At 67.1% G+C, this 13,421-nt stretch carries 15 protein-coding genes; 11 read left to right on the top strand and 4 right to left on the bottom strand.

All coding sequences use genetic code 11. From position 1 onward, the window contains the following. Positions 1-18: 18 nt before the first annotated feature. On the top strand, positions 19-1,020 hold the full coding sequence (locus tag NQK81_RS02225; protein ID WP_257486818.1) for a thioesterase domain-containing protein: 1,002 nt from the start codon (positions 19-21) through the stop codon (positions 1,018-1,020). A gap of 69 nt (positions 1,021-1,089) precedes the next feature. Here NQK81_RS02225 and NQK81_RS02220 read toward each other — a convergent pair whose 3' ends face one another. Continuing rightward, complete coding sequence (locus tag NQK81_RS02220; RefSeq protein ID WP_257486817.1) at positions 1,090-1,464, bottom strand: hypothetical protein; 375 nt, start codon at positions 1,462-1,464, stop codon at positions 1,090-1,092. A gap of 475 nt (positions 1,465-1,939) precedes the next feature. On the opposite strand from NQK81_RS02220, the gene NQK81_RS02215 reads away from it, so the two are divergent. From NQK81_RS02215 to NQK81_RS02180, 8 genes are all read left to right on the top strand, one after another. Continuing rightward, the gene (locus NQK81_RS02215) at positions 1,940-3,040 is read left to right on the top strand and encodes a phosphotransferase enzyme family protein (protein ID WP_257486816.1); all 1,101 of its coding nucleotides are present in this window, start codon (positions 1,940-1,942) and stop codon (positions 3,038-3,040) included. A gap of 293 nt (positions 3,041-3,333) precedes the next feature. Further along, positions 3,334-3,585: a hypothetical protein gene (locus NQK81_RS02210; RefSeq protein ID WP_257486815.1), complete on the top strand. Its 252-nt coding sequence runs from the start codon at positions 3,334-3,336 to the stop codon at positions 3,583-3,585. Between the two features lie 53 nt (positions 3,586-3,638). Then, complete coding sequence (locus NQK81_RS02205) at positions 3,639-4,622, top strand: hypothetical protein (protein WP_257486814.1); 984 nt, start codon at positions 3,639-3,641, stop codon at positions 4,620-4,622. Between the two features lie 148 nt (positions 4,623-4,770). Then, entirely contained in the window at positions 4,771-5,673 is a 903-nt protein-coding gene (locus tag NQK81_RS02200) for a hypothetical protein (protein WP_257486813.1), read from the top strand. Positions 5,674-5,886: 213 nt separating this feature from the next. Beyond that, complete coding sequence (locus tag NQK81_RS02195; RefSeq protein WP_257486812.1) at positions 5,887-6,174, top strand: hypothetical protein; 288 nt, start codon at positions 5,887-5,889, stop codon at positions 6,172-6,174. Between the two features lie 45 nt (positions 6,175-6,219). Continuing rightward, complete coding sequence (locus NQK81_RS02190) at positions 6,220-6,723, top strand: hypothetical protein (RefSeq protein WP_257486811.1); 504 nt, start codon at positions 6,220-6,222, stop codon at positions 6,721-6,723. Between the two features lie 102 nt (positions 6,724-6,825). Then, positions 6,826-7,515 carry an endonuclease domain-containing protein gene (locus tag NQK81_RS02185; RefSeq protein WP_257486810.1) on the top strand — a complete coding sequence of 230 codons (690 nt, stop codon included), beginning with the start codon at positions 6,826-6,828 and terminating at the stop codon, positions 7,513-7,515. A gap of 148 nt (positions 7,516-7,663) precedes the next feature. Next, positions 7,664-7,999 (top strand): hypothetical protein, encoded by a 336-nt coding sequence (locus tag NQK81_RS02180; protein WP_257486809.1) that lies wholly within the window; start codon positions 7,664-7,666, stop codon positions 7,997-7,999. A gap of 104 nt (positions 8,000-8,103) precedes the next feature. On the opposite strand, the gene NQK81_RS02175 is transcribed toward NQK81_RS02180, so the two are convergent. The 3 genes from NQK81_RS02175 to NQK81_RS02165 form a co-directional block, all read right to left on the bottom strand. After that, the gene (locus tag NQK81_RS02175; protein WP_257486808.1) at positions 8,104-8,256 is read right to left on the bottom strand and encodes a hypothetical protein; all 153 of its coding nucleotides are present in this window, start codon (positions 8,254-8,256) and stop codon (positions 8,104-8,106) included. A 477-nt stretch (positions 8,257-8,733) separates the two neighbouring features. Then, complete coding sequence (locus tag NQK81_RS02170) at positions 8,734-9,708, bottom strand: hypothetical protein (protein WP_257486807.1); 975 nt, start codon at positions 9,706-9,708, stop codon at positions 8,734-8,736. 132 nt (positions 9,709-9,840) lie between these two features. After that, positions 9,841-10,662: a hypothetical protein gene (locus NQK81_RS02165; protein WP_257486806.1), complete on the bottom strand. Its 822-nt coding sequence runs from the start codon at positions 10,660-10,662 to the stop codon at positions 9,841-9,843. Between the two features lie 235 nt (positions 10,663-10,897). On the opposite strand from NQK81_RS02165, the gene NQK81_RS02160 reads away from it, so the two are divergent. Beyond that, positions 10,898-12,319 carry a hypothetical protein gene (locus NQK81_RS02160; protein WP_257486805.1) on the top strand — a complete coding sequence of 474 codons (1,422 nt, stop codon included), beginning with the start codon at positions 10,898-10,900 and terminating at the stop codon, positions 12,317-12,319. 96 nt (positions 12,320-12,415) lie between these two features. Further along, positions 12,416-13,333: a hypothetical protein gene (locus NQK81_RS02155; RefSeq protein WP_257486804.1), complete on the top strand. Its 918-nt coding sequence runs from the start codon at positions 12,416-12,418 to the stop codon at positions 13,331-13,333. The last annotated feature ends 88 nt before the right edge of the window (positions 13,334-13,421 follow it).

The following is a 13,421-nucleotide window of genomic DNA, read 5'->3' as shown; positions in this document are numbered from 1 at the left end:
GAGCCGAGGGAAACACCCATGACCAGAACGTCCGTCAGCATCGACGATCTCCGCGCTCTGATAGCCGGCGCCCTGGAGACCGAGCCCGGGGATGTCACCGACGAGGCGCACTTCTCCGACGAGCTCGACATCGACTCGCTGCTGATGCTCGAGGTCGCCACCCGCGTGGAGACCGCGTTCGGCGTCCCAGCGAACACCGTGGCCACCAGCGGCGCCAAGACCCTCGCGCAGCTGCACGCCTTCGTCGTCTCGACGCTCGTCGGCGAGCCCTGTGCCGGCCCGGTCATCCGCCCGCGGCCACTGAACGATCCAGCGGCGCGCCTGTTCCTGTTCCACCACGCCGGCGGCTCGCACCTGCTCTACCGGGGCTGGGCGGAGCACTTCCCCAAGGACTGGGAACTCTGCCTTCTGGAGGCCCCGGGCCGCGGCCGGATCCAGCACGTGCCGCTGATCGACGACTGCGACCGGCTGGTCGACTACTTCCACACCGCTGTCGCTCCCCTGCTCGACCGGCCCTTCGGGTTCTTCGGCCACAGCATGGGCGCACTCATCGCCTACCAGTGCACCCGCCGACTCCACCACGACGGAGGCCCGCTCCCGGACTGGCTGGGCGTGTCCGCCGCCGGGGCCCCGAACACCGAGGCCGGAACAGACAGCCGCCCTCACCTGATGTCCGACGAGGAACTGCGCCGCTGGCTGCGGGACGTCGGTGGCAGCACACCGCAGCTCCTCGACAACGACGACGTCTGGACCACGTTCGCCCCGGTGTTCCGAAACGACTTCACAGTCCTGGCCACCTGGGCTCGGCCCCGTGATCCCGAGCAGCTGCCCGTTCCGCTCTCGGTATTCGGGGGCTACCGAGACACACTGATCAGCGAAGACCGCCTGCTCGCCTGGCAAGCGTTCACGACGCACTTCCGCGGACTCGAGAGGTACGAGGGCGGCCACTTCTTTGTGATGAACCATCAGCGGCCTCTAGCCGTGGCCATCACGTCCGCGATGCGTTCCGCCTCTGCCTGAATCCGCCTCAACCACCATGCCACCTACCAGAGGACCGAGGTCAAGATGGACCTGCGCAGGGCGGGGGCGTCAGGCGTCGCGGTCGACTTCGGGGTGTGTGAACCGTACGGGCTTGCCCAGCGACCGGGCGTTGGCGATTTCGGCTCGGGTGCTGTCTCCGATGTAGTCGCCGACAACGAGCACCTCATCAGCGAGCAAGATTTTCGACCGGTGCAGTTCGTCCAGGCGAACCTTCAGGTCCGCAGCCTCAGCAGGATCGGACCACAGGTCATGCGGCGATTTCAGATCACAACCCGGCTTGACGACAATCCTCCCGGCTGTGGTCTCCCGCAGATCTGCCTCAGCCATCTCGGCCATGAAACGAGTGGAGCCGCAAATCACAACAATACGCGGGAAGCTCAGCTGCCGCTTTGCCTCGGCGAGCTTCTCCACGAGCGCGATCACGTGCGGGGATGACACTATTTCCTCCTGGTGGTGCGATCCGAGGGGTTCCTGCGGAAAGGAGACCGGAGGTTACCAAGATCATTTCTCGACAAAACTTCGTGGGCGCCCGAGCGCCGGAACTGCCTGGGACGCAGCATCCCTACCTCGCACGGTGGCGCTCACGCGCCTGTCTTACGCTCCGCGTATGCGAAACCGATGCGTTCATCCTCGCCCGGAAATCCAGTCGGTTACCGCGCCCGCCGTCTCAATCAGCTGATTCACACGCCGTGCCGAACCCGGTTAGGCCAAACTCGAACGAGGGACACGCAATCGGATGACGCATTGATGAATGTGTGCACGCCGGGCGATCTCGCGGCCCTGCCGCACCTCGCTGAGCATTCGGCGACCGCGCCTCATGCCCGCGGACTGATCGACCAGATCACGTGCCGCCAGCCCATCAGCTGACCACGATCGCTGCACTTAGATAAAGGAGACCATGTCCACCGCATCCCTCCAGCTCGCCACCAAATCTGTCGGCGCGACGTCCACACCAGGCCGTGCTGCGGACGTCGAGCAAATCATGGCGATCGCCGACACGCTGGTGCTCGGCTACGGCCTCGACCCCGCAGAGATTTCGCGTATCCCAGAGGGCACCGCGACGGACAACTACTCCGTCGTGGACCAGTCGGGGCATCGGCTCTTCGTAAAGGTCTACCGCGCTCGCGACAAGTTGGATCTGGAACGAGCGTCGATCGAACTGTCCGAGTACGCCGCCGACGGAGGTGTCGCTACCGCACGGGTAATCCGCTCGAGCGAACACGAACTCATCGAGACCCGTGGTCGCCTGCCGCTGTCCCTGTGGTCCTACGTGCCGCACACCGAGACCGCCGAAGGCACCCTGTCCGGTGCGCGGTGGTCAGCGGTCGGCGCAGAGATGGGCCGCCTCCACCGCCGACTCGCCACTCATCCAGCCGCTGCGCCCACTCTGAAACCAGGTGCGACGCTGTGCGACGTCGCCGCCGCACGTGACCGCTTCGATACCCTGATTAGTGCGTACGAGCACAAAGTCGGTCTCGGGAAATTCGAGACCTGGGCACTGCAGGCGGTGCGCGAGCGACAAGCCGTTTTGGGGGACGTCGAACGTATCCTTGCTGCACTTCCACCGCTGACCGTCCAGGTCATGCACGGCGACCTGGCAGGTCCCAACGTCCTGCTGAAGAACGACGATGTTGCCGCGATCGTGGACTTCGGGCCACCCACACCTGGGTACCTCGCCTGGGAAATCGTGCGTCTCGGCTGTGACCCCAAGAGCGTCCTGTCCAACGGTACGGAGAACTGGCTCACGGGATACACCGACCTCGCCCTCGCCTATCGAGACGCCAACCCCAAGGCACCCGCGGACGACCTCTTGTCCTCGCTTCGCGTCGGCTGTGCAGCCAAACTCTGCGCGACCTTTCCGTTGTCGGCACCAGTGGAACGACCGCACCTCGTCGACGCCGCACTCGAGTCCTACGCGCGGGCACGGCACGAGGCAGCATTGATGCTGCTCGACCGGCTACCCGCCTTGGACGAGACCTTACGTAGCACTATTCGCTGAGTGCATGCCCTTTCGCTGCGAGGACTGCGCGCCATTCCAGCGTCGGCACGCGGCATGATCAATCCCTTCTGGATCGCCGCAACGTCCACATCCTGCTCGTCGACCACCGCACGTACAGGATCAAGCTCCAACCAGGCGGCCACCTCGAACCACCAGACCACCTGGCCTGAGTTGGACCAGGACAGCGTGGACACAACCCGCCGCATCCTGAACGAGCTCCCGAGCCACGTTCACCGCACCCTCTGCCGGATCTCCGAGGGCGCACCTACATAGACCGGCTGTCCGAAGCCGACGTGCGGGCCAGGGATCGCGCACAAGCCCGTCCAGCACGGCATCCTGGGTTCAGCACCGTCGCAGAAGTCGCCGCCGTCCCGCCGGAGGTCTGGATCCGGCTGCCGCAGTTCGCGATCAAGCGGGGTGACGAGCTCAGCTACGCCCTCGACCTGTTCCGCCAGGCGGGCAGACATCACCGGTCGATCTGTTCCTGCGGTGCCCCCGGGAACTCGGTGAACCCTTCGATGATCACGAAGGTCGCATCAAGTTGATCCGACGCAGTTCCGTCCGCTGTCGTGTCTTCGAAATGAAGGAGATTTCTGTTATGTCACAAGGTTTTGAAGTCCAGATCGGTACCTGGAACACCTGGGAACGCGGCATGTACCCGAAACGGGCGGGTGAGAAGGAGCGCTACGACGGTCAGGTCGAGGTCATGCGCACCGAGTTCCCCTGCCATGTGTGGGCGGTACAGGAAATCGGCAACCTGAAGGCGTTCCGCATGCTGGCCGATGACCTGGAAATGAACTGCATGGTCCGCTGGCCGGGCTGGTGGCGCCGGTCCCGGCCTGCGTTCGACCCCGGCGGCCACGGGTTCGGGGTCGGCGTGCTGTGGGATCCGGCGATCGAGGCCATCCCGAACGGCATCGTCGCGATGCGGGGCGCGATGCGCACCTACACCCGCGACGTGTTCTTCCACGGCGTGGCGTCTACCGTGCTCGATATCGGCGGCCACCCGATCCACATCGCGTCCGGGCACGCCACGCCCTGGGGAGCGCCGCAGATTCTGGGCGAGGCGAAACGCTGGGGATCGATCATGACCCGGCCGCACCGTGGTCTGCCCGGGAACTTGGGCAAGCGCGTCATCGCCGGAATGCTGAATACCGACTCGAACGGCATCACCGGCGACAAGATCCGGGGGGCCGACGGAACGTGGCATTACCACATGGCCGACCCGTTCCAGGGCCGGGCCTGGATTCCCGACATGATCTACCAGGTGCCGCAGCCGTACGTGGTCGACCACGCCACCGGCAAACCCGTCCCGATTTGCGACCGTGCCCAGGGCGACATCCTCTGGGCTGGTGGTCTGCGCGACACCTCCGCGGTTCTCGACCTGCCGTTCGAGCCGACGACCGGCTACCACCCCGTCGACCCGTTCATGCCCCGCGACATCGACCATCAGCGCGTCAACACAGAAATGCTGGAACTCGCGACCGTCGTGTCGGTCGAGGTGCTCAAAAGCGCCCGTGCGGAACGGTTGACCGATCACCGGGCGAAGCGGACCACACTTCGGCTGCCCTCGGCGGCCTGACGACGCGACGGCGGACAGCAACCCGGGCTCGCCGGCGCCCACCCGTCTACGCTGTGCTTCGGCACGCGGGGGCGGCTTGGAGAGGGTGTGAGGGCGTGGACGACGGTACGCAGCTGGGTGTCCGGCAGGGCTCGCTGGCGGTGGTGAGGTGACCGGCGCCGGCGGCGCGGCACGGGCGGTGCAGGAGTTCCTTGATCAGGCGCACCACTACTCGCCGCTTATCATGGAAGCGTTCGGCGTCCACGACGGCGACGCCTACCTTGCCGCCGTGACCGAGATGGGCGCGGTCGGGGCGACCGGGGCGGCGATGGTGACATGGGCGTCCGTGCTGGCCGCCGTCGGTACCGATCCCGCGGTGGTGCTGCCCGACCACGTGGCCATCCTTCCGGTCGACAAGCCGGACCTGATCTATCGTCACGCCAGGGCGTTGATCAACACGGCCCGCGCGTGCAGCGGTTCCCCGGACGAGGCGACCGTGATGATCTCGCGGTGGCGCACGACCAGCGACGCACTCGAGGACTTGCAGGTGTGGTGGCTGGTGCGGCTCCTGGTTGGCGTCACGCACCCGGTGCTGGAACAGCTGGGCGGCCTCGGCCAGTACGGCTCGATCTACGAACTCGTCACCGGGCTCTGGCAGGACACGCTGCCACGCAAGTGCATCGCACCGACCGCGGCGGGCTTGGCCGCGATCTCAACAGGCAACATCGACACCGGCCTGGACCATCTGATGCGGACCCCACCCGAAGAACGGCTCAACGCCCTGCTCCTGGTCGCCCACGCCGTCCTGCGCGACGGACAGGTCAGCGCGATCGCCGTCCTCGATGAGGACGGCACCCCCGCCGGGGTGGCCACGGTGGACGACCTGACCGACCCGGGACATCGGCTCGCGGCCAAAGTCGCGCAGGCCATAGCCGCCCAGGACCGAGACGGCTTCGCCGCCTGCAAGCCGAGGATCGCCGAGCTAACCGTTCTCGAGCTCGACAGTTTCATCACGACCATGGCCGTGACCATCGGTCAGTACATCGGCCAGCGCTTCGCCAAGCTCACCTGACATTCTTCCCTCCGGCCAGATTTTGACCGCCGGTGGCCAGGCATTCCGCATCCTTTCGCGGGAACTCACGCGCCACGCCGGGACCATGGTGCGCACCGAATCACCACCAGGTGGTTCACCGGTGAACCAGTTCACAGGTGAACCAGTCGAAGGGCTAGTGGTGGCAGACGATCTGACCTGGCGATTCGAGCTGAAGCTGCGTGATCGCGACGAATGGGTGCCGATCACGCGGAGATGGCCGGCGGCCTGCTCTACGCCGAGCACGTCGGGGTGCACGAGATGGTCGGCATCCACACCGAGGCCGAGGACGCCGCGGCGGAGGAGCTGGACAAGGTCGCCGCCCTCCTGGTGGAGACCGGTGAACCGCTGGGCATGACCGGCGCCCGGATCCTGGTATGGGAGGACTGCCAGATCCGGGGAGAACCTGCAGTGGTGCGCGAGGCGACGGCGGATCAGTTGGCGATCGACCGGCTGCGCCTGGTTACCCGGGAGGTCGAATAGGCGCTGCGACAGGTGGGGCACGCGCGCAAGCTGGTACGCAACTAGATGATCAAGGCCGCGACCGTGGATCGGCTGGGGCGCAACACCATCGCCCGCGTGGTCGACGGAGCATGGTCGCGGCGGCTGGTCCTGCAGTTCCTGGCCGGGTACGACCTCATCGAGGGCATTCGGGACGCGCTGCCGTGGATACGCTCCACCCCCGCGATCTACGCGGGAATGGAGCCTGATCCCGGCATGGAGGAGCTCGGTCCGTTCTGGTTCGGGCCCCTGCGCGTGGAACTCGAGCCCACCGGGCAGGTCTACGCCGGTGTGCGCGACATCGACGGCCCCGACGAAGAGAATCTCCTCGATCCCAGAGGCGAAGATCCAGACGTCGTCGATGCCTTTCGCAAGGCCGAAGCCGACCGCGCGGCTGGCTACGTCGAGGAAGTACTGCCACACCTGACCAGAGCCGGGTTCCGGCTCTACACCAGCGACGGCACACCGGCCACCCGGGCAGGCCTGGCCCGCACCATCAACGGCACCCGGCTGCAGGTGCGGGACGGGTAGCCCGGCGCTCGGCTCGCACTATGTCGTGTCCGGTGGGAAAACTGTCGGACTCGCCTGCCACCCTGAAGATCAGCCTTATCTGGAGCGAGCAGAGAGTTCTCGATGACTACGCGTGCGTCGGATCCGGATCGGTGGCTCGCGCAGCGGTGCGCGTGGCTGCGGTCCACCCTGGAACCGGATCCCGTCGGCCGGTGCCGTCCGTATGTGCTCACCCCGGACGGCGCGGTCTACACCCGCCCGGATCGGCGCTGGGAGGACCGCCGGTGGGCCACGATAAACCGATCCCCTGGGGAAGCCTGGCGGATCGTGCGCACCAGCACCGACAGACCCCGGACCCATTCGCATTCCGTGCCGGTGCACCACACGATCACCGCCGCGGAACGCGACGCCCGCACCCGGGCGCGGCAGGCCCGCGCGACACTACGTCGGCTGCGCCGCTGGCAGGACGATGTCGACCGCGCGATCTTCCACGGCGCTCACACCTGGACCAGCATCGGCTTCCGTGACTTCGTCCTCGGCATGCCCGCCCCGCAGGCCCGCTGGGTCCTGCTGCGGCTCCTGGCCCACCTCCAGGACGGGCGGTGCGCCAGCTGCGGCACCACCCCTGAGCGCCTGGTGCTCGATCACGACCACGAGTCGGGCCTCATTCGCGGTGCTCTCTGCGACGGATGCAACGGCGCCGAAGGCGGCGGCTTCGGCGCCGATCGGCGGGAGCTCCGCCTGGTCGCCTACCGGGCGAACCCGCCCGCCGCCATGTTCGGCTGGCCCTTCCCCGGCGCCGGGGAACGGTGAGAACGGGCAGACCCGGGTCGGTGAACGCTCACCTGCCTGCCGCCTCATACGATCTTGCGCATGTCAGGCACGTCCGGCACCGGAAGTTCCCGGTACACCACCTATATCTCGGTGCAGGCCTACAACACCGCCCATCCGGAAGCGCCGATTGCCACTGAGCGTCGATGCCCGCAACGTGCTGCGCAGCTTCACTTGCGCCGGCGCCGGGCTGGAGGACGACCTGACCGGCGACGAGAAGAACCACACGCTGGACTTCCTGCCCGGCGGCGCACCCGGGCCGGAGGACCCGGACAGGGTCGGTATGGTCATCGCTTCGCGTTGGGGCAACGGCCCCTACCTCGTCCTGGCCGAGAACGTCCCGCTGCGCCAAGCCTGGGAAGCCATCACCGCGCGGTGGCCCTCTACGATCGTCCCTGGCATCGCACGGGATTCTTCGGCCACGACACGGTCGATCTCCTCGTCGGTCGGGCGCGGCAGGCCGTAGTGATCCAGCAGTTTCCCCAGGCCCGCACTGGCCGAGGTCATCGAGCGTTAGATCTTGCGCAACCGCTCACCCAGGGGCATCACCCAATCGGCCATCACCGGACCTCAGCCCTGATTGCCCGGTGACCGTCGTTCCAGCCACCGCCGCCGCAACACCGGCGTAGCCAGCGCGGCGGAGACAGGCTCGCTCTCGACGTCACGGCGCCACGCTTTCAACAGCCGCCGCAGCGCGGCCGGACCTGATTCCTCGGAACTCATGCCCTGCTCATCGCGATCGAACAGGCGTTCGCTACAGCCGCCTCCCGGGAGTCTCAACGCGGTCACAGCGGGTTGGCCACTCCACATCCAGGCGCGACGCCCGAAGCGGGGCGCTGGCGGCGATGATTGCGCAGCTGGTCAGGTCGTCGAGCACGATATCCACCCGGCGTCGTCACCCCGATCGAAATCGTGGCGCCGCGTCCAGCCCGCACCGTGCCTGACCAGGCCCTACACCCCTACATGGCAGGTTCTCGCGTATCCCGGCGGTTCCCTATCACTGGCCTGACGACCAAGCGCCGGTGTCCGGAGAGGCGACGCGGTGTCCTGTCGATTCGCGCGGGTCACGATGCGCTCATCGACAGGACAGGGTAAGGCCCGGGCTCCCGGAAGCTGGGAGGTTGCCGCACCACGCCCTCCGGTGCACGACGTCGCCGACCTGGCGTGCGCGGGTCGTGGACTTCAGCGGATGCTGCGCGGTCAGGTCCGCGTGGCCGACGCGACCGTGGCCTGCACATCGACGCGGTAGCGATCGTAGTCTTGGCCGTGCCCGAAGCGGCTGAGGTGCAGCTCGGCGGGAAGCAGCCGCGCCTGCGCGGCGGCGTCGACCGGACCCGGCCGGGTGCTCCATCGACTGAGTGCGCTGAGCACGACGGCGGGGACACGGCTGGACGTGCCGGTCAGATGCGGGAACCGGTCGAAGACGGCGTCGACCCGCAGCCCGCTGGACAACTGCAGCAGGCAACGGTCGTGCCACACCACCGCGGCGCACTCGGGCCGCAGCCACGTGGAGGTGTGGACCTGGGTCAGCCACGTATCGGCGTCCGCGGTGACAAGATCGTCCGGGACGAACCGGAGGTGCACGGCGGCGGTGTTGACCGCATGTTTCCAGCTGGAACGCCGGTCGTCGTGTGCGCCGGGTGGGAACTCGTGGTCGACGTTGACCACCGTCTCCGCAGGAGCTGTCCAGGTGTGGTTGTCGAGGTACGGGGTGGGGACCCGGGTCACCACCGCGATGCCGCTGCCGCCGGGGTCGGGTGGTAGTTCCCAGGTGACGACGTCGGCGGCGTGCCCGTCCTCCACCATCGGCTGTGGCGCACGGACGGCGGGGAGCTTGCTGATCCAGTCCGAGGGATCGCGGTGGGGACGGGGATCGGTCGCGGTCAGCATCACTGGCACCCCTGCGGCCTCGACGAAGTCGCGGCGCACCCGCTCGGTGTCGGATCCGGGTTCGCGGCGGCGGACGACGGGGACGTCTGGATCGGCGGTGGCCAGCAGCCGGTCGGCGACGGCCGCGGCCGTGGGGCCACCGCGCCAGGTCAGCTCGATGGTGCCGTGATCGGTGATCGTATACGCGACACGGGGCCCGTCGAGCAGGCCGGTCTTGTGCTGCAGGGTCAGCGCGAGCCACCCCACGACCCGCTGCTGATCATGACGAACCTCGGACTCAGTCACCCGGCCGATCCTACCCAGCCCCTGTTGCTTCGGCAGCAGGTTCAGATTCGGGTACGGCGCGCTGCTGTTCACCGTGAAGACAATCCAGTGCTGAGTACGCCGCGGCCGATGAAGGCGCACGTATTTTCCGGATCAAGTCCGCCTCAGGTCGTAGAGCCTCCACGCCTCGTTCAGCAGAAGAACCGGAGCCGCGGCCGCGGCCGCGATATCGTCGATCTTCGTCGACGCCCGGCCCCAGGTGCTGCCGTCCGGGTTGGTAGTGATTCCGCCGGAGCCAATGAGGCTGAGGCGGCTCGCGGGCGTGCCGTGCGCGAAGCCGCTCTGCGACCGCCACAACACCTGGGTACCGACGCTGATCGTCACGCCGTCCGAGGTGCCCTGAGGGTGGACAAGCTCGACCGCGTCCTTGATCACCTGCGTCATGTTCAGGCTCCAGGATCGGATCTTCGACGTGTCATCGATCCCGATCTTGTTCAGCGCGATCGCGGCTTTGGAGATCCGGTCGTCGAGATCCGCCAGGAGTTTGTCGACCTCCGCCTTGTTCTCGGCGGCCAGTGCCCTGGTGTCCGTGACCAGCTTCCGATACTGGTTGTAGTTGTCGACCACGATCCGCAGACTTCGCTCAACGCGGGTAGCGCGATTGGCGGGCGCCAAGACCCACACTGCTTGCGCCGCGCCCATCAGCGCCGACCGCAGGACCGTGTAGTACGCGGCCGGGTAGATGATCTTGGTCGAGGTCAGGGATGCACGGAAGAAGTCGAGGTGCTCGACCGCGTTCAACAGCGCGTTGTATGCCACCGCCGATGTCGGCAGCAATGGAAAAGCTCTGTCATCGGCGGCGACGCTGCTTGCTGGCGCAGGAAACATCGGAGGCTGGTCCATTCGGGATTGCCAGGCATCGATCCACTCGAACATCGTGTTGAGGCGCTGGTCCCACCCGTCAAGCATCTCCATCACGGCAGTTTAGTGGCCTGCTCCAAAGGGCGTTGTCGCCGCGCTCCTGCGGGGAACGATGTCTGGGCCCCGACGTGGTCGTTGCGACGTTTCGGACCTGCAAGCCGCGCCGAGATGGGAATGAGGCATGCCTGCTGACGATTGAGTCAGGTGGCTCCGGAGAGGCATATGCCAGCCTGGGTCGAGTATCTCGATGCCGTCCGCGGTGGCCCGGTCGATCTGGGACCCTCTGTACATGACTGGTGACGCTGACATGGACCGCGATGAGCAGGGCCCGAGTCCGACCTGGACGCTGTGGAGTTCGGCCTACGCCTATGCGCAGGTGATGCGCGAGCTGATGACGGTCAAGCTCGATCCCGCCGGGGAGCGTGCTGAGTACTTCGACGTGCCGACCATGCTCGTCGCCTACGCTCTCGCGAAATACGCTGAGGAGGAAGGCATCGAGGCTGCCCGGCCCTCCGACCTGGCTGACCTGTCCGGCATGGCCCTGTGGGAACGCCTGGAAACACCGCGGCTGCTGGCGTCCCTGGCATCGTTGTCGCTGGACAATCAGGAGGTGGTCCCCGCCGCCGGGGAGCCCGCGCACGAGCTTTTCGTTCGGATGAAATCCGAGGTTGACCGCGCCGCCCGGCCGACGAGCACGCGCTCTGGCGGACAACGCCAAGCTCGGACCGGAACCGGTAAGCGGAGCTGGTTCGAGCGCGGCGAGGATGGACAGGCCTTCGTGGCGAACATGCTGATGAGCTGTGTATCCCCGGCCGATCGTGCCCGCGGTGTCACGTCCTTGCGGGCCATCGTCGACAAGGCCGAAGGCGCCGAGACTGAGGTCCTCCAGTACCAATACTCAAATCCACGATCTTACGAGTTGTCCGAGTACATGGCCCCCGATGAGCCCCTCCCGCCGCGCGGCTCCGCGGCGTGGGGACGACGTGGGCTGAGGGCGGCGCTGAGCGGCCACACCCTGTTGATGCACTACCTCTCCTCGATCCAGGATCGCGACTTCGACCCCAGTTTTTCTGCCTTCCTGTCGGAACCCCGGAAACCGGGTGAGCCGGAGACCGCCCAGGCCGAGCGTGAACAGCTGGCGAAGAAGGTCATGGACCTGCAGATGGTGTTAGCCGACCATGCGCCCGAAGTCGCCGAGGAACTGCTGCGGCTTCGACCTTCAGACAGCGACGTCGCTGTCGAGGCGATCTTGCACGAGGCGCGCCGGTGGTGGACCACGACCGGATACGACGCCACGATCGATGATCTCCTGCCGGCGATGACCGTGCTGTTGGACGGGCTGGTCGTCCCCGAACGCCGGGAGGACGTGCAGAAAGTCCTGCAGATCGTCACCTCTGGAGGGAACGTGCCCCTGGATCGCGCCAGGAATCGAATCCGCGGATCAGCCGCCGATCAGCCGTTCGAGGCAGCCCACCTGGCGGCAGCCTTCACCGCCGCGTTGTGGCAACAACCAGCGTGCGTTCCGGACCCAGACGAGGAATACCTCCGGCTGGCCACCGCGGGTGTGCGGTTGGCAGAAGGCAAGATCGATACACGCCGAGACACAGCGACACCTGCGTCCCAGCCGCAGCCCTCGGCGAGGAAAGCGGACGTCCGCAAGAAAGCCGCTCGGAAGGCATCCCGGAAATCTCGACGACAGGGACGCCGATAGCAGCGGCGGTCTCGGGCCTCGTGCCGCAGGCGGCACGCGTGGTGACAACGGACCAGGGGCGGCCCTCGGGCGCCCCTGGTCCTAGACTCAGCCGCCGTGACCTCCAGCGCCGTGCCGTCGTGGCCTGCTGCCCTGGCCGCCGCCGAAGCGATGACGGCCTGGCACCAACGCGGTGCCCAGGATCCGGATGCGAAGTTTCCCGTCGAGACCACGCGGCTGCTCGCTCTCGCGTTGTGGCGGGTCGCCGCCGAGCACCGCGTGGCCGTCTCGGAGGCGGTACTGGGCGGGCCGGTGTTCGGCTACCTCCGCTGCCCGGAGCGCTTGCTGGCCGAACCATCCCCGCCGGACGCACCCGCGTTCCCGGCCGTCGATGAGCTCAAATCCGTTCTGAGTCACGCGGATTGGGTCATGTCCACCAACTTCATGCAGCACAGCGTCGGCCGGGATCTGGGAAACACCGACGACGGGCGGCCGGACTTCCCCACGGTCGGGGAACGCCTCGATGAAATCGTCCAGGACCCCGGCGGACAGCCACCACTGCCGGAGGCCGCGACGGTGCGCGACCATGCCGGGGTGGTCGGGCCCGCGCTCACCTACCGTGAGTGGCTCCCCACGGACACCGAGCGCGAGATCGCGAAGACCGCGCTGCTCGCGCTACGGAGTTCCCCGGTGGAGCCGACCACCTTTGACCGCTCGTGGCTGGCACGCCTGCGGCGGCTCGCCCTTGCCGGCAAAGTTCTCCGCGGCCTGGCCGGCCTGCATCGGCCAAACAGCTCACCGCTCCTGATCGACCTGCTGACAGCAACCGCAGACCTGTTCGAAGTCGTGACAGAACCCGTGGCGAGTTTGGAGTCCGCGTGGTCTGCGCGTCCCGTGCAGCAGCGGTTGCCCAGCTGGGAACGTCTCCACGTGCCCTTGGGAACCAGAGCCAGGGTCGTCGACACCGAGCACATCGCGGCGTGGGACGTCGGCTCCACGCTCATGGCCGTCTGTACCGGCGACGTCGACCACTGAAACGATGCCACGCTCCGTTTGCAGGCACCCAACCGGAGCGGCATCGACACAACCGCTGTCCCGATTTCACAATCGATGCCGAGGGCCT

Source organism: Amycolatopsis roodepoortensis, from assembly GCF_024628825.1.
Classification (GTDB): domain Bacteria; phylum Actinomycetota; class Actinomycetes; order Mycobacteriales; family Pseudonocardiaceae; genus Amycolatopsis; species Amycolatopsis roodepoortensis.
This window is presented reverse-complemented; position numbering and strand designations above follow the sequence as displayed.